Genomic DNA, 20,889 nt, shown 5'->3' with positions numbered 1-20,889 from the left:
AGCTGCAAGAAAGGCGACCCATGTCTCATCGTTCATCCAAGCGTCGCACGGCTTCGCTGGCCGCGCTCACGCTGACCGGCATGATCGGTTCGCTGGCGATGACTGCGTCCCCCGGCGACGCGGCCAGTGCGCCCACGACCCGCTCCTACAACGGTCCTGAAAACTGTGTCACCATCGACGCGGACGGCAACGTCACGGCTCCTGGGCCTGGCGACTGCGCCCAATTCGGCAAGGCCGGCCAGGGCCGCACCGACGCCACCGCTCGCAACGTGATCCTCATCATCGGCGACGGCATGGGCCAGCAGGAAATCACCGCTGCCCGCAACTACCTCAAGGGTGCGGCAGGCCGCTTCGAGGGCATCGACGAGCTCACCTCGGAGGGCATGTACACCCACCACTCCATCGACGCCAGCGGCAAGTTCAACTACGTGACGGACTCCGCCGCTTCCGCCACCGCATGGTCGACCGGCACCAAGACGTACAATGGCGCGCTCGGCATCCAGATCGACGGCAAACCCGTCGAGAACTTGATCGAGATCGCCAAGAAGGCCGGCATGCGCACCGGCAACGTCTCCACGTCTGAGATTCAGGACGCTACCCCGGCGGGCATGGGCTCCCACGCAGTCGGCCGCAAGTGCTACGGCCCGGAGAACACGAAGGAAGGCAATAAGGGTTGCTTCGGCGACTTCTACAACCAGCAGTACCGCGAGAACGGCGGCCTCGGCTCCATCTCCGAGCAGCTCGTCGAAACTCGGGCCGACGTCACTCTCGGTGGCGGCGCCAAGGCCTTCAACCAGATCGTGCAGGAGAGCGGCCCCGGCCGCAACCCGTTCCTCACCGGCGTGGATGGCATCAAGCAGACCGAGTGGACCGCCGGCAAGTCGGTGCTCGAGAACGCCAAGGACAATGGCTTCCAGGTGGTCACCACCGCCGACGAGCTCTCCGCTGTGACGAAGGCCGATCGGGACAACCCCGTTCTCGGCCTGTTCCACGACGGCAACATGACCACCCGCTTCGCCCCGTACCAGGCGGAAGTGGGCGGTGCGAAGAAGGCTCCGCATACCTGTGAGAAACAGGACATCGGCACCCAGCCTGAGCTCCCTCTCATGGCGAACAAGGCCATCGAGCTCCTCGACGACCCCAAGGCCGAGAAAGGCTTCTTCCTCCAGATTGAGTCCGCTTCTATTGATAAGCGCGCCCATGGCTCCGACATCTGCGGCCAGATCGGCGAGACCGAGCGTCTCGACGAGGTGACCAAGGCTGCGCTCGACTTTGCGAAGAAGGACGGCAACACGCTCGTCGTCGTGACTGCCGACCACTCACACACCACGCAGATCGTCTACGACGAGGCTGACAACGTGTCCGCCACCGCTCGCGTGATGACCGCTGACGGCGCTCCGATGACCGTCTCGTACGGAACCATCCCCACCGACCAGATCGCCAACGGCTCCACCCAACACACCGGCGCCCAGCTCCGTGTGGCTGCCTTCGGCCCGGGTGAAGAAAACGTCATCGGCCAGACCGACCAGACCGACCTCTTCTACACCCTGCTGAGCGCACTGGACCTCAACCCCAACAAGAAACAGAGCGCTACCGACGCGACGCTGAAGAAGCCCGTCGCCGCTTCGAACCCGAACGAGACCTGCTTCAAAGTGGACGGGAACGGTAATGTCGTCGCTCCCGAGCCGGGCGAGTGTGGCCAGTACGGCGCCGAGGGCCAGCAGCGCTCCAAGGAGCAGGCCAAGAACGTCATCTTGTTCATCGGCGACGGCATGGGCGACCAGGAGATCACCTCCGCCCGTAACTACCTCTACGGCGCCAACGGCCGTCTTCCCGGCGTCGACGCGCTCGACTACACCGGCTCCTACACCCACTGGGCGCTGGATCCGAAGACCGGCAAGCCCTCCTACGTGACGGACTCCGCCGCGTCGGGCACCGGCTGGGCCACCGGCACCAAGACCTACAACGGTGGCGTGAGCGTCGGCCTCGACGGCACCCCGCACGCCAACCTGCTGGAGATGGCGAAGGCGAAGGGTATGAAAACCGGCAACGTGACCACCTCCGAGATCCAAGACGCCACCCCGGCCGTCATGGGCTCGCACGCGCTGAACCGCAAATGCTACGGCCCGGAGAAGGAGAAGAACTCCAGCTCCTGCCAGACCGGCGCGACCGAGGGTCAGTACCGCGAGAACGGCGGTCTCGGCTCCATCTCCGAGCAGCTCGTTGACACCCGCGCCGACGTCACCCTGGGTGGCGGCGCCAAGGCCTTCGACCAGACCGTGCAGGTGAGCGGCAAGGCCGGCTCCACCGAGTGGATGGCTGGCAAGAGCGTCGTCGAGAACGCCAAGGCCAACGGCTACAAGGTGGTCACCAGCAAGGCTGAGCTCGACGCCGTCACCGCTGCCGACCAGAGCACTCCGGTGCTCGGCCTCTTCTCATCGGGCAGCATGCCGCGCCACTTCCTGCGCAGCGTGCCGACTGAGGACGGCGCTAAAAAGGGCCCCGAGGAGTGCAAGCTCAACCCCGAGCGCTCCGACAATGTGCCCACCATGGCTGACATGACCGGTAAGGCGCTCGACCTGCTGAAGAACGACAAGGGCTTCTTCCTGCAGGTGGAGGGCGCGTCGATCGACAAGGCCGACCACGATTCCGACATCTGTGGCCAGATCGGCGAGCTCGACGACCTCGACCAGGCCGTGCAGGTGGCCCGCAAGTGGGTGGCTGAGAACCAGGAGCCCACGCTCATCGTCGTGACCGCCGACCACGCACACACCTCGCAGATCGTGCAGAACAGCGTCCTCACCTCGGGCCTCGTGACGAAGCTTCGCACGGCTGACGGCCACGAGATGAGCGTGAACTACGCTTCTGCTCCCACCAACGAGGCTGCGGTGAAGAACTCGGCTTCGACGCACACCGGCGCTCAACTGCGCATCGCAGCACAGGGCCCGTCGGCGGAGAATGTCCTCGGTTTCACCGACCAGACCGACCTCCACTACACGATCGTCAACGCTCTGAGCCTCGACACCAACGTGCCGGCGGGTATCCCGTTCGTGCCCAGCGGGGATCAGCAGGCCCCGACTCCTGACGACCAAGGCAACAAGGACGGTCAGGATGACCAGGATGGTCAAGGTGACCAGGGCAGTCGAGGCAAGGATAAGCCGAAGCCCGGCATGCCGAAGACTGGTGCGGATGCCTCCACCGGCGCGATCTTCATGCTCGCGCTGATGGCAGGTGCCGTGCTGATCGGCCGTCGCAACAAGTAACCCACCCCCGCGTGGCCCGGCTCCGGCAAGCTTCATCGCGCCGGGGCCGGGCCACGTGCCAGTATTGGAAACGTCATGTCTTCACCCTCTGCTCTTGCCGCGACCCGCAAGTCCGCGACGGCACAATCGCTCGGCGCAACGTGCGTGTTAGCCCTTGCCACCGTCGTGTTCGGAATGCTCACCTCCGGCAGCTACACCAACTACCTCCAGCCGTGGTTCAAGCCCTATCTCCTCGCTGCGGTCATCGCGATGGTCGCGCTCGGCATCTGGACGCTGCTGGGCGCCAGCGACGCCCTCGCCGAGGTCGAGGACACCGCGAACGCGGAAGCCTGCGAACAGGCCGACGTGGCTGAGCCCCACCACCACGGCACCCCGCGGGTGGCCGGATTCTTGCTCGTGCCCGCACTCGTCTTCGCGCTGGCTGCTCCTGCCGCGCTCGGCACCGACGCCGCCGCCAAGCGGCCCGCATTAGAGAGCGCCCAGGTGGCCAAACACGACACCATCGACTTTGAGCCGCTTCCGACGCAGGGGCTCACCGACCTCACCGTGCAGGACTACTCCGACCGATTCGTCTGGGGACGTCCCGAAGACCTCGTCGACAAGCGTGTGCGGATGCTCGGATTCGTCTCCAAGCCCAGCGAACTTGCGGACGATCAGTGGACGGTCAACCGCTTCCGCATCTACTGCTGCGCCGCCGACGCCAACCTGTTCAGCGTGGCGGTCACGGGCGCGGACATGCCCGAAGGCGAGAACGTGTGGGTCGAGGTGGAAGGCTTCCTCGACGAGCAGGCCAGCAAAGATTATCCCGTGCTGAGCGCCGTAGACGTCAAGATCGTCGACGAGCCCGCGGAGCCGTACCTATGAGCAGTTTCCTACGCATTTGGCTCGCGCCCTTCGTCGCCGTCCTCGCGCTCCTGGCGATGCTTCGCACGCTCGACGCCACCGGCCCGATGATCGAACTGACTGGCGCCGCCTCGACATTCGGCACGCTGCTGCTTGCCATCGTCGTGCAAGCCTTGCCGTTCCTCGTGCTGGGCGTCGTCGTCTCCGGCGCCATCGCGGCGTGGATGCCGAAGGACGTGCTCGCGAAGGTGACGCCCCGCTCGCCGTGGCTCGCCGTCCCCACCGCCGGTGCCGCAGGCATGGTGCTGCCGGGGTGCGAGTGCGCGTCGGTGCCCGTCTCGCAGTCGCTCATGCGCCGCGGACTCTCGCAGGCGGCAGCGTTGGCGTTTCTGCTGGCCGCCCCTGCCGTGAACCCCATCGTGCTGGTGGCCACCGCAGTGGCCTTCCAGGGCAACCCCATGATGGTCTGGGCGCGACTCGCGGCATCGCTGCTCGCCGTCGTGGTGATCGGCTGGGTGTGGATCGCTGTCGGAAAGCAGGAATGGATGAAACCGCAATCAGGGCACGGGCACGAAAGGCAGTCCAAGGCGGACATCTTCCGCGAGACCGCGATGCACGACCTGCTGCAGGCCGGCGGTTTTCTCGTCGTGGGTGCCGCCGCCGCGGCCGCGCTGAAGGTGTTCGTGCCCGCGGGCGTGCTCGCGACGCTGACGGAGAACCCGTGGCTCGCCATTCTCGTCATGGCGGCGTTGGCCGTCGCGCTCTCGCTGTGTTCCGAGGCCGACGCGTTCGTCGTCTCGTCACTCACGACGGTCTCCCCCACCGCCCAGCTGGCGTTTCTCGTCGTGGGCCCGATGGTGGACATCAAACTGTTCGCGATGCAAAGCGGCGCGTTCGGCACGAAGTTCGCGATGCGCTTCATGCCGCTCACGCTCGTGGTGTGCATCCTCTCGGCTGCCCTGGTGGGCAGACTGATGTTCGGGACGTTCTGAACCGCGCGCGTTAGCCGAAGGTTGCGGGCAGCGGCGCTTCCCAGGCCGCGCGGGCCTCGTCGAGGGGAAGGGAGAACTGGCCGACAAACTCGAGCTGGTTGTCGCCGGTCACTTCGCCGATGCGCGTGATGGGTACGCCGTGGGCAGCGCAGAGTTCTTCGAAGCGGGGTAGGTCGGCGCCGGAGAGCGACGCGAGCGCGCGTGCCGCGGATTCGCTGAAGAGCTCGACGGTGGCGTCCTCCCCAGGCAGAGTCACAGCGAAGCCAGCGCCGTAACGGAACGCGGACTCCGCGAGCGCGACGGCGAGCCCGCCCTCGGACAGATCGTGCGACGAGGTGAGCAGCCCCTCCTTGGCCGCCAACTGGAACACCGCAGCGAGCGCCTTTTCTTCCGCCAACCGCACCTTGGGTGGCATGCCGCCGAGGTGCCCGTCGTGGAGCTGCGTCTCCCAAATGGAACCCGAGAGTTCCTCGTCGGTGATGCCGAGCAGGCAGATGGCGTCGCCGGTGTGCTGGAAACCGGACTTGATGCGGGTGGCGACGTCGTCGATGACACCAACCACGCCGATGGTCGGCGTCGGGAGGATAGCGGTGTCGCCTGTGGAGTTGTAGAGCGAGACGTTACCGCCGGTGACCGGAGTGCCGAGCTCGCTGCAGCCGTCGACGAGCCCGAGCACTGTCTCGGCGAATTGCCACATGATCTCAGGGTTTTCCGGGTTGCCGTAGTTGAGGCAGTCGGTGATCGCGACGGGTTCGGCGCCGGAGACGGCGACGTTGCGGTAGGCCTCGGCAAGCGAAAGCTGCGCGCCCAAGTAGGGGTTGAGGAACGTGAAGCGGGAGTTGGCATCCATCGCCATCGCGATGCCGAGGCCAGTCTCCTCATCGATGCGGATCATGCCCGCGTCATCTGGCTGCGCCATCACGGAATTGCCGCGCACGAAGCGGTCGTATTGCCTTGTGATCCACGTTTTGTCGGCGATATTGGGGTGAGCGAGAACGTCGAGGAAGGCGCGCTTGAGCCCTTCGGATGAGTTGTCGCGCGGAAGCTCTTCGGCTCGGTTGCCGTTGACTTCGTCGAGCCATCCCGGGCGCCAGTAGGGGCGCTCGTAGACGGGGCCATCGTGTGCGACGGTCGTGGGGTCGACGTCGACGATGGTCTCGCCGTGCCAGTCGATCACGAGGCGGTCACCGTCGGTGACCTCACCGATGACGGTGGCCTGCACATCCCACTTCGCGCAGATCTCCATGAACCGTGCAACCTTGTCAGGCTCGACGACGGCCATCATGCGCTCCTGCGATTCGCTCATGAGAATCTCTTCGGGCAGCAGCGACGGGTCGCGTAGCGGCACCGTGTCGAGCTCGATGTGCATGCCGCCGTCGCCGGCCGACGCGAGCTCCGACGTGCCGCACGAGATACCGGCGGCGCCGAGGTCTTGAATGCCGGAGATAAGGCCCTCGGCGAACAGCTCGAGCGTGCACTCGATGAGCAGCTTCTCCATGAACGGATCGCCCACCTGCACGCTGGGGCGCTTCGTCGGGCCGTCCTCGTCGAAGGCCTCCGACGCGAGGATCGACGCGCCGCCAATGCCGTCGCCGCCGGTGGCCGAGCCGAACAGGATCACTTTGTTGCCGACGCCGCGCGCGAACGCGAGGTGCAGGTCTTCGTGGCGCAGCACACCGACGCAGAACGCGTTGACCAGCGGATTTGCCCGGTAGGTGTCGTGGAATTGCACCTCTCCCCCGATGTTGGGCAGACCGAGGCAGTTCCCGTAGCCGCCCACGCCGGCGACGACGCCGGGCAGGACGCGCTTGGTGTCATCGTCGTCGAGGGGGCCGAAGCGCAGCGAGTCCATCACCGCGATGGGGCGGGCACCCATAGCGAGGATGTCGCGCACGATGCCGCCGACGCCGGTGGCGGCGCCTTGGTAGGGCTCAACGAAGCTGGGGTGGTTGTGCGACTCCGCCTTGAAGGTGACCGCCCAGCCCTGACCCACATCAACGACGCCTGCCTGCTCGCCGATGCCGGCGAGCAGCGGGCCGCGCGGCGTCTCCTGGCTCAGCTCGCCAAACTTCTTGAGGTGCACCTTGGAGGACTTGTAGGAGCAGTGTTCCGACCACATCACCGAATACATGGCGAGCTCACCCGAGGTGGGGCGGCGGCCAAGAATCTCACGGATGCGCGCGTACTCGTCATCCTTGACGCCCAGGGCAGCGTAGGGCTGTTCCAGGTCGGGAGTGCTGATCGCGTTCGAAACTGTGTCTACCACGCACCACAATCTACCTGGTACGCCTCGGTTGCGGGCGCCGCCTCAGAACCAGGCGCCTGGGCACTCGAAAAAGTTGACCGTTATCCTCCACCTGTTGCTTGCGAACCCCGGTTTTCGGGGATTTGTTGCAGGCGTGGAGGATACCGGTCAGCTGGGTGGCGTCGAGCCTCAGCGCGTCGCTACTTGGCGAGCGGTTTGAGGGTTGATTGGATCGTCACCGCATCGGCAGGCACATGCGCCTCAGCGAGTTCGTGAATGCGCATCTTCGTGGCTTCATCGATGAACCAGGCGGACACCACGACCCCTTGGTTATCTTTGGACACGCTCAGATCCGGGACGTCCTTGCGCAAGGGAACCAGCGCGTCGTGCGCGGCGCGGATCTGCTCGGTATTGGGAACATCTCGTGCTTCCACGCACAGCTCGCCTTGCCACACCTCTCGAAGGCTCTTGAACGCACCCTTCGCATCGTGCCTGACCACCACGTTCAAGGCGTTAGAACCATCGCTCACCCACGAGTCGACGTAGCCAGGCAGCGCCTCAGCTTTGCGGATGAGCGCATCGCGATCGTTTCTTCCACCCTTCTGAGCGCCGGCCAGAGGGTCGTCGCACAACTGCGGGAAGTCGACGGGGTCTTCCTTGTCCGCCATTGCTCCCTTGGGCTGCTCCAGCGTCGGCGGCTGAGCCAGCGTGAAAGTTCGCTTCTTGCTGTCGAAGTACCCGACGACCCACGCGTCCGCATCGCGGAACCCTGGCGCCCCGGCGTACGTGCTGGCATCGATCTTGTCCCAATCGATCTCGCCGATCACGGTTGGCCCTTCACACTGCGGCGGCGCGCTCTCCATCACCGCAGTGCACATCACCGCCGGGGAGTTCGCATCTTTGCGCAGCAACGTCACGTGTCCTGCGACGAGTTGCTGGGCTGGCTCGGCACTCGGCGATGCAGGATGCTCGGAGAGCACTTCCTCACCGTGCATCGTTCCCGGAACGGCGTCCACATACGTCGAGGGCACTGGGCGTGTCCCGGTCTGTAGGAACACTCCACCGACCACCACGAGCGCAACTGCCGCCGTTGCCGTTCCTGCGGCGAGTGTTTGGCGCCGACGCCGCCGCTTGCGCACACCGCTCGCGAGGCCACGCGTGGACATGCTGGGCGCGAGTTCTTCAAGTTGATCGTGCAGGTTCATGCGAGTTCCTCCTGTTCGACAAGCCCGCTGTTGCGCAGGACCTGGATTCCTCGGTGGAGGTGGGCCTTGACCGTCCCTTCCGGCATGCCGAGCGTTTTGGCCACTTGTGGCACGGTGAGATCGTCGAAGTACCTGAGCGTGATGGCCGCTCGTTGTGGACGGCTGAGCGTGCACAGGGCACGCGCAAGGTCGAGCCGCACTTCGACACTGGTGTCAGCCTCGTAGCGATCTGGCGTGTGATCGACTGGCTGTTCATGCCAGCTCCTCCGACGCCACCACGAGATGTACGTGCGGTGCAGGGTCGTTCGCACGTAGCCCTCGAAGCGATCATCATCCTCGTCGTATTTGCTCCAGCACTTCACGAGGGCGGTCTGGAGCAGATCCTCGGCGTACTGCTGATCCCCGGTGAGCAGCCATGCAGCGCGTAGCAGCCGCTCGCCGCGGTCGAGAATGAACTGCTCGAATCCCATGTGTTACCTCCAACCAGTTACACGCTTTCGTGTACGTGAACCGTTGCAGGCGGCACAGAAAATTAGCGCTGGAGGAACGCCAGCGCGGATTCGAAAAAGCGGCGGCCATCGACGGACGTCGCGGTGAGTTCCTCAACGTTGTGTTCGGGGTGTGGCATGAGGCCGACGACGTTGCCGCTCTCGTTCGTGATGCCGGCGATGTCGTTGGCGGAGCCGTTGGGGTTGTCGAGGTAGCGGAACACCACCTGGTCGTTCTCTTCCAGCTTACGCAGCACCTCGGGTGCCGCCTGGAAGTTGCCCTCGCCGTTCTTCAACGCGATGGTGATCTCTTCGCCGTTGTCGAAGAGGCACGTCCACACGGTGTCTTTCGTTTCGACGCGCAGCCGCTCGTCGCGGCAAACGAACTGCTGGCCGGCATTGCGAATCATCGCGCCTTCGAGGAGATGCGCCTCGCAGAGAATCTGGAACCCATTACAGATGCCGAGAATCGGCATGCCCTTGTGTGCGGCTCCGATGACGGTCGTCATCACAGGGCTCAGCCTGGCGATGGCGCCACAGCGCAGGTAGTCGCCATATGAGAACCCGCCGGGCAGCACGATGGCGTCAACGCCTTGGAGGGAGTCCGAGGCGTGCCACAACGACACTGCCTCCGCACCACTCAGACGCACCGCGCGCAGCGCGTCATGATCGTCGAGCGATCCGGGGAAAGTGACGACACCGATCTTGGTCATTCGCTCACCACGTCGAATGACTCGATGACGGTGTTCGCCAGCAGCGTCTCTGCCGCGCTGCGAATCTGGGCGAGCACCTCGTCGGTGAGCTCTCCCTCGACGTCGATCTCGAATCGCTTTCCCTGACGCACGGTGAGGCCCTGAAACCCGAGACGCTGCAATGCGCCGGTGACGGCCTTCCCCTGGGGGTCGAGAATCTCCGGCTTCGGCATAACGTTGACGACGACGCGTGGCATAGCCAGCAGCCTACCTGTTCCCCAGGAGAGATTCCCGCCTGTTAGGCAAATGTGGGAGGAAACATGGGGCGAGAGGGGACCGAGGCTTGCACCTCAATCCCCTCTCTCATCCACCGCCGGCTATTGCGTCAGCATCCCGTCTTCGGGAGGCCGGGCCGAAGCGGCTTGTCGACGGCGCCACCGCCGGCATCTCCACGGTCACCCGGGACGCCTGGGCCGTCCGGAGTGCCTGGCTTCGACTCGTCCCCGGCGGGCTGGATCGGGTACGACCAGGCGGTCACACCGTCGCCGTTATCCCGACCCTGCTCTTCCCATGAGAGCAGCAATTCGCTCTCGGATGCGAGCTCCGCCAGTACGTTGCTGGACACGGGGATCGTGAACTTGCCCTTCCCGGCCTTCACCTCGAACGAACCGTCGGCCTTCAGCCTGCCGCCCATGTCAGGGGCCCACTTGGGTGCCTTGCCGTCTTCCTCGGAGCAGGCGTCGAACCCGTCGGTGTCACCTGCACAGCTGGACGTCCACACTGGCACGAAGCGAGGGTCGCCCTTCCAGACGAATCCGCGCAGCGTGCCGGCGGCCAACGCCTCGTAGCTCACGACGATGCCGTCGCCTTCGAAGCTCACGTCCGTCACGGTGAGGGAATCCGTCGGCTGCACGCCAGACATCGTCACGCCGCGCTTCGCGGACTGGTGGATGGTCTGCGGCGACAAGACGCCGCGTAGCGCGGTGTCCGGGATGACGGGATCTTTCGCTTTCGTCGAGCGATCCGCCGGCGGCTGGTAACCCTCGAGGTACGCGTGGCCCCAGCGGTAGGGCTCGGACTGCTGGCTACCAAAGGCCGACCACGCGGTGCGGGTTTCGCCAATGAAATCGCGGTTGTCCGAGTCGTAGGGCGTGAGGTTGAAGCCCATGTACTGCGGGTCGATCTCGTTCGTGGCGGCGTCACCGGTTGGCGGGGTGCTCGTTTGGCCCACCGCAGCCGGGAGCACGTCGAGCGGAACCTTCACCTCCACCTCGTAGGTGCCGCCCACGTACTTGCCGTTGGCGTCACGCTTCACCTGCACGGCTACCTTGACGCCGGGGGCGTTCGGACCGTTGGCGATGGTCTTCGCCAGCGGTCCGGAGGAGAAGCCCTGGTGGTTGTCCGCGTCGCGCGACCAGCAGGGGCCATTCTTGCCGTTACCGTTCTTGCCCTCTGGGTCGTCGGTGAAGGGGAACATGCCGAGCTTGAAGGTGCTCGAGGTATCCGCGGAGTCGCCGCGCGGATCAGCGAGCAATTCCACGGAGTCCACCAGCCAGTGCCCGAAGCAGCGGTCGGGCGTGGCCGCTGCGCTCGCGGTGTCGTCGACCACGGTGATGTGCGCGTAGAGCGCATCGTCGTACCAACCGAGCTTGGCCTTAGAGCCCTCGCCGCAGTCGGTGCCGTCGGGATCACAATCGTCGCCCTCCCATTTTTTCCCGACGGGGATCGCGTCGCCCGCGTAGGCGTCGTCGGCCTTGCCGTCGATCGCTGGAGCCTCGCCGAGCTGCTGAATCACTGTGGACGGCACGAGGTACATCTGCAGCGTCTCTTCCGATGCGCTGGATGCCGTGGTGGTCGTGGCTTTGAACTCCACCACCTCGCTGCCCGCTGCCCGCGGATCGGTGTGCGTCACGGTGAAGCTCACCTGGGTGGTGCCGTCGGGCTTGACGTTGCTGAACGGTTTCCTCGCCTCTTGGACGACGAATCCTTCCGGAACGCTGAGCACAACCTCGCCGGACTGCGTCTGATTGGTGCGGTTCGACACCTCGACGCTCACGGTCTTCGTCTCACCAGCGCCGATGTTGTCGATAGCCGGCGAGCGTCCGTAGAGGTGCACGCCGTTCTTCTCGTTCCATTGGTCGAGTTCCGCCGAGTTACCGGAACGCTCGAACAGGCCCTGCACCTTCGGCACCGCCTGCACCCGCGTGTTGTTCCACGCTGTCTTCCCGCCCCCGGTAAACGACGCCGCGAGCTGCTGCAGAGCCACCGGCGCGTCCGCCGCCGGAGTGACGGTGAACGTCGCCTTCGCCTGGGCCTTGCCGCCCACCTGCACCGGGTCGCTCACCTTCCAGCCTTTCGGCACGTCGAGGGTGAGGGAGCCCGTCGGAACGGCACCTTCCGGCACTTCTAGCGCGACGTCAACCTTGAACGGTTCACCTGCCGCCACGTGGAATTGCTCGGGAGTGATGCGGAAGATGGTCTCGAGTGGGAATCCGCCTGCATCCGGCACGGCAGCGCCTTGGAAGAGGGCGTCGTCCTTGTCGCCGGCGTCGGTGCCGTTGGGCTGCATGGGCACGACGGAGTCCAGCACCGCGAACTGGAGGCACTCTGACTTCCATGGGTCCTTCTGCATGACCCTCGCCTGCGTGGGGTGTGCCCGCCCGCCCTCGCGGCCTACCTGCGCCCACGTCTTCGGGGTTCCCGCGGCGATGCCCGCCGTGTTGCCTGGCACCCACTTGTAGGGCGATTCGTAGCCAGACCAGGTTCCCACCATCGTGAAGGGGTTATCGGGGTTCGGCGTGTAGCCGACGTTGCAGTTGGGCGCATCCTGCGCGCCCTCGCCGTCGTACTGGAAACCCCAACCGGTGCGCTGGATTACCTTCTTCACCTGCCAGGGCTGCACCGCTCCGACGCCCTCGAACTGCTCGGGGAAGCGATTCGGGTCGGCGGCAGCCGCGACGGCCTCCCACACCAGCCGGCCGGAGTACTGGTGGTTACCGTGGCCGTAGTCGAAGTTGAGAGGCCAGCCAATCATCACCGACGGGCGTGTCTCGCGAATCACGCGCACGATGCGGCGCAGCGTGTCTTCCCCGTCCCAGGCGCGCTGAGTGAGCGGCGCCGATGTGTTGTAGAAGAAATCCACCTTGTCGATGTTGAAGATATCGACGGTGCCCGTGCGCACGTGCGAGGCACGGTCCTCATTCTCGCGGCGAAGCCCCAGGTCAGGGCCCGACTCGTTACCCACAGAGTTCGACCCGCCTTCCCCGCGGGTGACCATGATGATGCCGCACTTGATGTCGTAGCGGTCTCCCCACACGCCACACGGTGTCGTGAAGGAGGCGTCATCGTCGGGGTGTGACCACAGCGCCATGACGTCAATCTTCGACGCCTCGCTCGTGGTGGAGATCGCGGGCGGCCCGAAGGCGAGATCGGGCGCGGGGTCTGCGGCGGCCAGCGTGGGGACGCTGAGCGCTACTGCCGCCATGCCCGCGGTGAGCAAGCGTAGACGTTTCATCAATCCTCCATTGATTGATCCGGTACTTCTAAGCACTCGCTAACCGCGTAGTCAGCGCGAATGCCCTCGTGTCGAGCCTCCATGCCCGACGTTGCATGGCACGCTACCGGAGGAAACGCTCACCCGCAGGCAATTCTCTGCATCTTCTTCTTTATTTCACGCAATAACAAACAGGAGGGCTCGAGATGAGCCCTCCTGTGATCGAAGTTGATTGCTATGTATGCGTTACCGCTCAAGGATGGCGGCGATATCGGCAGACTGTTCGAGGTAGCCGTCAAGCAGCTGCTGGCCCTTCGTGGGGGAATCCACCAGCGGATGCGTGGCGAATCCTTCCCAGGCCGCACCGGTGTCGCCAGTGATGGCGGCCTCGAGGATGCAGCGCTCGGCACCGCGCAGTCTGGACATTCGCCCGAGTTGCTCGAGCGACGGCGCAGCCACATGCTTCGGGTGTACCCCGTCGGCGTCCACTATGCAGCCCACCTCGATCACGAGATCATCCGGCAACTCCTTGACGATGCGCCCGTGCGAACCTGCGCCGTTGGCCACGTTGAGGATCATCTTCTCCGACGTGTTCGTAGCGATGGCTGTCATGAGCCGCAGCGCCACTTCCTGGTACCCGCCGCCGGCGATGTCTTCCTCGCGACGCTCCTCGTCGCGCCCCTCCGCCATGTACGTGGCCTCGCGGGTGTGCAGCGCGTCGCGCCACACCTTCAGCGGCGACCCGCAGCACTCGGCGCTAGCCTCGTCGTAAAACTTCCGCTGCTGGGCTTGCAGGAACTCGCCACGGGTTTGCCCGGCGTCGAGAATGCGGCGGATGGCTTCATCGGTGTGCAGGTAGTAGTAGAGGTACTCGTTCGGCAGGGCGGCCATCTGGCGCACGTAGTCGATGCCGATGATGCGCGCTTCTTCGATGCCTTCGATGAGCGCGTCGTCGGCGAGCAGCGTGGGCAGCAGGTTGTTGCCGTCGATGCGCACCTCGCGCAGCCAGCCGAGGTGGTTGATGCCGAGGTAGTCGTACTCGACGTCGGCGACATTCTTGTCAAACGCCCGAGCCACGCGGCGCACCAAGCCGATGGGGGTGTCACAGATGCCGACGACGCGGTGGCCGAGCACCTGTTGCATGGCCTCGGTGACGATGCCTGCCGGGTTGGTGAAGTTGATCACCCAGGCGTCCGGGGCTTCGCGGGTGATCGTTTCTGCAACCTGGCGCATCACGGGGATGGTGCGCAGCGCGTAGGCCAACCCGCCGGGGCCGATCGTTTCCTGGCCGAGTAGCCCCAGGTTCAGGGCTACGCGCTCGTCGACGGTGCGCGCCGCGGTGCCCCCCACGCGGATGGCGGAAAAGACGAAGTCGGCGCCGCGCACGGCGTCGGTGAGGTCGCTTGCGACGCGCACGGACGTGGCACCGTCGCCGATCCGCGCCGCCATCTCAGCAGTGATGCGTTCGATCACGCGCAGGCGGGCGGGGTCGACGTCAAAGAGTACGACCTCGTCAACGTGCATCCCGGTGACTTCCTGTGCGACTGCTTCGTACACCAGCGGCGTGCGGAATCCGCCACCGCCAAGGATCGCCAGTCTCATTTCGTCTGCTCCTCACTGTGCGCCACGACGAGCGCGGTTTCGTCGGGAATCGCAAAACCTTGCGGCTCCGCGTCGGTTATCAAGTGACTGAAGGCGTCCAGCCCGCTCACCTTGAGGAAGCCGGAACCGGGGAATTTCTCTGCGTCAGCGAGCAAGTACGACGAGCCTGCACAGTGCATCAGTGCACGTTTGATGGGCACCTCGCTCGGCGTCGAATCCAGGACCGATCCGTCACGGGCGACGCCCGCAGTACCGAGGAACGCCTTGTCGACACGCATTTGGCTGAGCATTTGCTCGGCCCAGGTGCCCACCATGGAGCAGTAGTTGGCACGCAGTAGGCCACCTACCACGACGAGATCCACCGCCGGCGCCTGCGCCAAGGCATCGACCACCGCGAGTGACGCGGTGACCACCGTGAGCGACTTCGTCGCCAACACCGGGCACATCGCGGCGACCGTCGTGCCGCTGTCGAGGGCGATGACGTCTCCATCTTCGACGAGGTGCGCGGCCGCCTGCCCGATGGCGCGCTTGGCGTCGGAGGCCGACTCGGCCACCTCGCTGAAACTACGCAAGTCGCGCTCGGGTCGGATGGTACCCAACGCGTCGCCTGCGCCCCCGCGAAGGCGACGCAGCTTGCCGGCTTTCGAGAGCGCGTCGAGGTCGCGGCGCACCGTAGCTTCGGAGACGCCCAAGGCATCACAAAGCTCCTGCACCGTCACGAACCCACGGTCGCGCACGGCGGACACGATGCGGAGATGTCGGTCTTCGGTGAGCACGACATAAACGTAGCACCCAATCAAGCAACTTCAGTCATTTTTACGAAAAAGGTGGCTGATTCGCTCATGTTCTGACATGCTGGGGCTGTACGACCGATTTCGCACACCTGCGCGTTAGCGGCCGAAGTACCAGTGAAGCTACATCAGTGAAGGAGCAACATGCGACGTCGCAAGTTCCTCGTGCTGGGCCTCGCCCCGGCACTTGCAATCGGCACGCTCTCGGCGTGCGCGCCCGGTAGCGGCGACAACGCCTCGGGCGAAACACCGTCGAAGGCGCCCAGCGAAATCAGCACCGATCCTGCGAGTTTGGGCAATGTCGAGCTGAAGGTGTGGGACCAGGAAGTTCGTGGCTCCCAAAACGACGCGCTGGAGGCCCTGAACAAGGCCTTCCAAGAGAAGTATCCCAACATCAAGATCAAGCGCACCAGCCAGTCGAACGACGACCTGCAGCAGCAGATCGCGCTCGCACTGTCCGGCAACGACGTGCCCGATGTCGCGCAGGTCAACAACGCCCGCGGCGACATGGGCCAATACGTGGCTGCTAACCAGCTCGTCAACCTCGAGCCGTACGCCAAGGCCTACGGCTGGGGCGACCGCTTCTCTGAGTCTGTCCTCAGCAAGGTGCGTTACTCCGACGACGCCAAGACCTTCGGTGAAGGCAACTTGTACGGCGTGCCGCAGACCGGTGAGATCGTCGGCCTCTTCTACTCCAAGAAGAAGCTCGAGCAGCTTGGCATCGAGGCCCCGACGACGTGGGACGAGTACTTCGCCGCACTCGACAAGGCGAAGGAAGCGGGCGAGCAGCCCATGGTGCTGGGCAACCTCGAGCAGTGGCCCGCGCTCCACGTCTTCGGCCCGTTGCAGGCCAACTACGTGCCCTCGGAAGAGATCGTGAAGCTCGGCATGGGCAATGCGGGTGCCGACTGGACGTCGGATGCCAACAAAGAGGCCATGACGCAGTTCGCCAAGTGGGCGAAGGACGGCTACTTCGGCTCCTCACCGAACGGCACCGACTACGACCCGGCATGGGCGAGCTTCGGCAAGGGCACCGGCGTGTTCCTGCCCGCCGGTAGCTGGGTGGGCACCGACTTGGAAGGCACCATGAAGGACGATCTCGGATTCATGGCTCCGCCACCCGGGGTCGACGGCAAGCTCGCCACCACCGGCGGCACCGGCATCCCCTTCGCAATTCCGGCCAAGGCGAAGAACGTCGACGCGGCCGCGGCCTACATCGACTTCATCACCAGCGACGAGGCCATGAAGATCATCGCCGAGAAGGGCGGCATGCCGGTGAACAACACGGCCGAACTCGCACCAGACTCGGGCGTGCAGCACGACATCTTCGTCGCCTTCGACAAGGTTTCTTCCGAAGGCACCCTGCTGCCCTACCTCGATTACGCGACACCGAGCTTCGCGGACACCGCTGGCCAGGGCCTCCAGGAGGCGCTGGGCGGACAGAAGTCTCCTGAAGACGTACTCCAGTCTTTCCAGGATGACTATTCGAAGTTCGTGGGTGAGTAACTGATGTCGAAGAAGGGTCGGGAGCGGCCGTCGGCAGTGGTACGGGGGCGGTGGACGCCGTACCTGTACCTGCTCCCGGCCCTCCTCATTTACGGAGGATTCCTGCTCTACCCGGTGGCGCGAACCGCCCAGTTCTCGCTGTATGAGTGGAGCGGGTTCGGCCCCGCGACCTTCGTCGGGCTCGGCAACTACTCCTCGCTCGTGACTGATCAGCGGTTCCTCGCCGCCATCAGCCACGCGTTCTACCTGATCTTGTTCTACGCCATCCTGCCGCTCATCGTCGGCCTGGTGCTGGCTGCCATTCTTCGACGGGGCAACGTGCGCGGGATGGGTGTGTACCGGGTGCTCATCTTCGTGCCGCAGGTGATTGCGCTCGTCGTGGTCGCCGTCGCGTGGCGCCAGATCTACACCCCCAACGGCACGCTCAACTCCATGCTCGGCTGGATCGGTATCCAGTCAGACATCGGCTGGCTGGGTGACCCGAAGCTTGCGCTCACCGCCGTCGGCATCATCGGATTCTGGCTCGAAACTGGCCTCGTGATGTTGCTGCTGCTGGCGGGCATGAACCGCATCCCCGGCGAACTCTACGAGGCTGCCCGCATCGATGGCGCCGGGCCGATCAGTGAGTTCTTCGGCATCACGCTGCCCGCGGTCCGCCCGGAGATCGCCACGTCGCTCGTACTCACCATCATTGCCGCGCTCAAGACCTTCGATCTGGTGTACATGACCACCAGCGGCGGGCCGGGCACTGCGACGACGGTGCCGAGCTACGAGGTATACAACCGGGCCTTCCAGCTGAAGCAGGTGGGTTCCGCGTCGGCCGTGGCTGTGTTCCTCACCGTGATGGTGTTCTGCATCAACATCGTGGTGAACCGCATCGGCGAGGAAAAGAAGGTGTCGCGATGAAGGTGTCCGCCGGTGAGAAAGCCCTCAACTACGTCATTTTGACGCTCTTCAGCCTCTTCGCCATCTTCCCGATCATCACCATCGTGCTGACGGCGCTGTCGCCACAGCTTGGTGTTTCAGAACCTGGCCCCCACTGGCACAACATCGTGGACGCCTGGAACCAGGGCGCGTTCGGGCCGGCGCTGCTGCGCTCGCTCGCTGTCGCAGGGTTCGTGGTGCCCGTCGCGCTCGTGCTTTCGATACTGGCGGGGTACGCCTTCGGCACCATGCGCTTCCGGGGCTCGACGATACTGTTCTACCTCTTCCTGTTCGGCATGATGGTGCCCGCCGAGGCCATCATCATCCCCCTGTTCTACGACCTGCGCTCGATGCAGCTCACCGACACGCTCTGGGCCGTGGCCATGCCGCAGGTTGCCCAGTCCATCGCGTTCGGCACGTTCTGGATGCGCGCCCAGTTCCGCGCCATGCCACCGAGCCTGCTCGAAGCCGCCGCGCTCGACCACTGCAACGGCTTCACCGCGCTGCGCAAGGTGTTCATCCCTCCCGCCACGGGCTCGATCGCCACGGTCACGGTGCTCATGTTCATGTGGACGTGGAACGAGTTCATGATTCCACTGGTCATGTCGCCGGGTGCTGAGTGGCGCACGGCCCCGCTCGGCTTGTCCGTCTTCAAGGGCCAATACACCGCCGACGGCGCCCTCATGGCTGCCGCCGGGCTCATCATTGCCGCTCCCATCGTCATGGTATTCCTGATGCTGCAGCGGTACTTCATTGACGGCATGTTGGAAGGATCTGCGAAAGAATGACCGACCACGAGCATCTCGACGACTTCTGCGAGTATTGCTGGAAATGGGACCCGCTGCGGACCACCCGATCCCCCGACGATCCCCCACTCGACGTGCTCAGCACCGGCACCGTCTTCTTCGACCTCATCTTCACCGGCTTGAGCCGGCTGCCGAAGCCGGGCGAGGAACTGTACACGTCGGGAATGGGCTCTTGCCCAGGCGGCATTGCGAACCTCTCCACCGCGCTCGCGCGCCTCGGTCTGCGCACCGGGCTCGTCGCGGGATTCGGCGACGATGCCTACGCCGATTGGCTGTGGGAGACCCTGGCTGACAGGGAAGGCATCGACCTGACGTCGTCACCACGGTTCAAACACTTCCACACCGCGACGACGGTGGCGATGACCGTCGACGGCGACCGCGCCATGGTGACGCACATGCACGAGCCTCCAACCCCGCTCGAGCCCTACATCTTAGGTGCACCGCAGTCGCGGGCCGCGGTGCTGGACCTGGCTGGCGAAACGTCGTGGTGGCCGACCCTGGCATCCCGCGGCACCTTGCTGTTCGCTGATATCGGCTACGACGACACGGACAAGTGGGACCCGGCGGTGCTCGGGCCGTTGCGCCACTGCCACGCGTTTACCCCCAACGCGGTAGAGGCCATGCAGTACACGCGCACGGACTCCCCCACCCAGGCGGTGCGGAAGATCGCCGAGCTCGTGCCGTTCGCCGTCGTCACCGACGGCGTTGCCGGGGCGTACGCCATCGACCAGACCACCGGCGAGGAGGCCTATTGCCCCGCGGTGGCCACCGAAGCCATCGACGCCACTGGCGCGGGCGACGTGTTTGCGTCCGCGCTCGTGCTGGGGACGCTGGCGGGTTGGACGCTCGAGCACCGGCTGCGGTTCGCGGCTCTATGCTCGTCGCTGGCAGTGCAGCAGTTTGGTGGCTCGCTGGCGGCACCGGGCTGGGGCGACATTTCCGACTGGTGGCGCTGCCTACTCGCCCGCGCTGAGGGTGGCGACCTCAAAGCCGAGTACATCCGCCACGACTACGCCTTCCTCGCCGATGTCATTCCGAGCCATCAGGTGGCTGGCGTGCGGAGAGCTGAGGGAACCTTCGCGCTGCACTCCGACCTCCACGACTGAACGGGTTCAGACGAACTCGCTTCCCGTGATCCTCCGGTAGGCCTCCAAGTAGCGTTCACGCGTGGCGTCGACCACGTCGTCGGGCAGAGCCGGAGGCTCGGAGACGCGGTCCCAGTCGGATTCGTGCGTCAGCCAGTCACGAACGAACTGCTTGTCAAAGTTGGGCAGCGACGCGCCAGGCTTCCAGGCATGCGCGTCCCAGAAACGCGATGAATCCGGGGTGAGCACCTCGTCGGCGAGCACGAGTTGGCCGTCGCGGAGCCCGAACTCAAGCTTCGTGTCGGCGAGGATGATACCGCGCTGAGCGGCGATGTCGGCTGCGCGTGCATAGATGTCCAAGGTGGCCTCGCGCAGCGAGTTGGCGAGCTCTTCCCCGTGCAGACGGGCGATGGTGGCGAAGTCGACGTTCTCGTCGTGGTCACCCAGTTCGGCTTTGATCGCGGGCGTGAAGATGGGGGCCGGCAGCTTGTCGCCGTCGCGCAGACCGTCGGGCAGCTGGATGCCGCACACGGTGCCAGACGCCTGGTACTCCGCCCAGCCAGATCCAGTCAGGTAGCCGCGGGCAACACACTCGACCGGCACCATGTCGAGGCGCTCGACGATCACCGCTCGGCCCGCAACTTCGTCGGGAACCTCATCGGTGACAAGGTGGTTTGCAACGTCGGGGAGCTGCTTGAACCACCACGAGCTGAGCTTCGTCAGCACGGCGCCTTTGTTGGGGATGAGGGTGGGCAGGATGTGATCGAAGGCCGAGATGTTGTCGGTGGCTACCATCAGCACGCAGGGGCGCCCGTCGACATGGATGTCGTACAGCTCACGAACCTTTCCCGCGTGGCGAAGGGGCAAGCCAAGTGTTTCCTGGAACTGGTTCACACTCGTGATGCTAGTCGCTGCAGGCGCTTGGGGTGCGGGAAAGGGCAGCTCGCGTTGCCA

At 65.1% G+C, this 20,889-nt stretch carries 15 protein-coding genes and 1 pseudogene; 7 read left to right on the top strand and 9 right to left on the bottom strand.

The window, feature by feature from the left end:
- Window positions 1–20 precede the first annotated feature (20 nt).
- The 3 genes from phoA (at window position 21) to Q0X61_RS00220 (ending at window position 5,098) form a co-directional block, all read left to right on the top strand.
- Window positions 21–3,263: an alkaline phosphatase gene (gene phoA / locus Q0X61_RS00230; RefSeq protein ID WP_297739049.1), complete on the top strand. Its 3,243-nt coding sequence runs from the start codon at window positions 21–23 to the stop codon at window positions 3,261–3,263.
- Between the two features lie 75 nt (window positions 3,264–3,338).
- Complete coding sequence (locus tag Q0X61_RS00225) at window positions 3,339–4,127, top strand: TIGR03943 family putative permease subunit (RefSeq protein ID WP_297739047.1); 789 nt, start codon at window positions 3,339–3,341, stop codon at window positions 4,125–4,127.
- Window positions 4,124–5,098, top strand: coding sequence for a permease (locus tag Q0X61_RS00220; protein ID WP_297739045.1), 975 nt, complete (start codon window positions 4,124–4,126; stop codon window positions 5,096–5,098). The genes Q0X61_RS00225 and Q0X61_RS00220 overlap by 4 nt, the downstream gene beginning before the upstream one ends.
- 10 nt (window positions 5,099–5,108) lie before the next feature.
- Here the strand turns inward: Q0X61_RS00220 and purL are convergent, their stop codons facing one another.
- From purL to Q0X61_RS00180, 8 genes are all read right to left on the bottom strand, one after another.
- Window positions 5,109–7,364, bottom strand: coding sequence for a phosphoribosylformylglycinamidine synthase subunit PurL (purL, locus tag Q0X61_RS00215; protein WP_297739043.1), 2,256 nt, complete (start codon window positions 7,362–7,364; stop codon window positions 5,109–5,111).
- Between the two features lie 179 nt (window positions 7,365–7,543).
- The gene (locus Q0X61_RS00210) at window positions 7,544–8,548 is read right to left on the bottom strand and encodes a hypothetical protein (RefSeq protein ID WP_297739017.1); all 1,005 of its coding nucleotides are present in this window, start codon (window positions 8,546–8,548) and stop codon (window positions 7,544–7,546) included.
- Complete coding sequence (locus Q0X61_RS00205) at window positions 8,545–9,018, bottom strand: SigE family RNA polymerase sigma factor (RefSeq protein ID WP_297739016.1); 474 nt, start codon at window positions 9,016–9,018, stop codon at window positions 8,545–8,547. Before Q0X61_RS00205 ends, Q0X61_RS00210 begins: the two co-directional genes overlap by 4 nt.
- Window positions 9,019–9,080: 62 nt before the next feature.
- On the bottom strand, window positions 9,081–9,749 hold the full coding sequence (purQ, locus tag Q0X61_RS00200; RefSeq protein WP_297739015.1) for a phosphoribosylformylglycinamidine synthase subunit PurQ: 669 nt from the start codon (window positions 9,747–9,749) through the stop codon (window positions 9,081–9,083).
- The gene (gene purS, locus Q0X61_RS00195) at window positions 9,746–9,985 is read right to left on the bottom strand and encodes a phosphoribosylformylglycinamidine synthase subunit PurS (protein WP_297739008.1); all 240 of its coding nucleotides are present in this window, start codon (window positions 9,983–9,985) and stop codon (window positions 9,746–9,748) included. Before purS ends, purQ begins: the two co-directional genes overlap by 4 nt.
- Before the next feature lie 128 nt (window positions 9,986–10,113).
- A complete protein-coding gene (locus Q0X61_RS00190; protein ID WP_297739005.1) occupies window positions 10,114–13,242 on the bottom strand; it encodes a sugar-binding protein in 3,129 nt (1,042 codons plus the stop codon).
- A gap of 225 nt (window positions 13,243–13,467) precedes the next feature.
- Complete coding sequence (locus Q0X61_RS00185) at window positions 13,468–14,823, bottom strand: 6-phospho-beta-glucosidase (protein WP_297738999.1); 1,356 nt, start codon at window positions 14,821–14,823, stop codon at window positions 13,468–13,470.
- On the bottom strand, window positions 14,820–15,599 hold the full coding sequence (locus Q0X61_RS00180) for a DeoR/GlpR family DNA-binding transcription regulator (protein ID WP_297738996.1): 780 nt from the start codon (window positions 15,597–15,599) through the stop codon (window positions 14,820–14,822). The genes Q0X61_RS00185 and Q0X61_RS00180 overlap by 4 nt, the downstream gene beginning before the upstream one ends.
- Window positions 15,600–15,758: 159 nt before the next feature.
- Here Q0X61_RS00180 and Q0X61_RS00175 point away from each other — a divergent pair, with 159 nt between their 5' ends.
- Genes Q0X61_RS00175 through Q0X61_RS00160 form a run of 4 tightly spaced genes read left to right on the top strand, consistent with a single transcriptional unit; the run spans window position 15,759 to window position 19,956 of the window.
- Window positions 15,759–17,120 (top strand): ABC transporter substrate-binding protein, encoded by a 1,362-nt coding sequence (locus Q0X61_RS00175; protein WP_297738993.1) that lies wholly within the window; start codon window positions 15,759–15,761, stop codon window positions 17,118–17,120.
- 3 nt (window positions 17,121–17,123) lie between these two features.
- Entirely contained in the window at window positions 17,124–18,026 is a 903-nt protein-coding gene (locus Q0X61_RS00170) for a carbohydrate ABC transporter permease (protein WP_297738990.1), read from the top strand.
- Window positions 18,023–18,832: a carbohydrate ABC transporter permease gene (locus Q0X61_RS00165; RefSeq protein WP_297738987.1), complete on the top strand. Its 810-nt coding sequence runs from the start codon at window positions 18,023–18,025 to the stop codon at window positions 18,830–18,832. Before Q0X61_RS00170 ends, Q0X61_RS00165 begins: the two co-directional genes overlap by 4 nt.
- Window positions 18,829–19,956, top strand: a complete 1,128-nt coding sequence (locus Q0X61_RS00160) for a carbohydrate kinase family protein (RefSeq protein ID WP_297738984.1) — start codon at window positions 18,829–18,831, stop codon at window positions 19,954–19,956. Before Q0X61_RS00165 ends, Q0X61_RS00160 begins: the two co-directional genes overlap by 4 nt.
- A gap of 21 nt (window positions 19,957–19,977) precedes the next feature.
- Here Q0X61_RS00160 and Q0X61_RS00155 read toward each other — a convergent pair.
- Window positions 19,978–20,829: pseudogene (locus Q0X61_RS00155) on the bottom strand (phosphoribosylaminoimidazolesuccinocarboxamide synthase); the annotation flags it as partial.
- Between the last annotated feature and the right edge of the window lie 60 nt (window positions 20,830–20,889).

Origin of the sequence: uncultured Tessaracoccus sp. (assembly GCF_947255005.1) — a bacterium.
Lineage (GTDB): Bacteria > Actinomycetota > Actinomycetes > Propionibacteriales > Propionibacteriaceae > Arachnia.
This window is presented reverse-complemented; position numbering and strand designations above follow the sequence as displayed.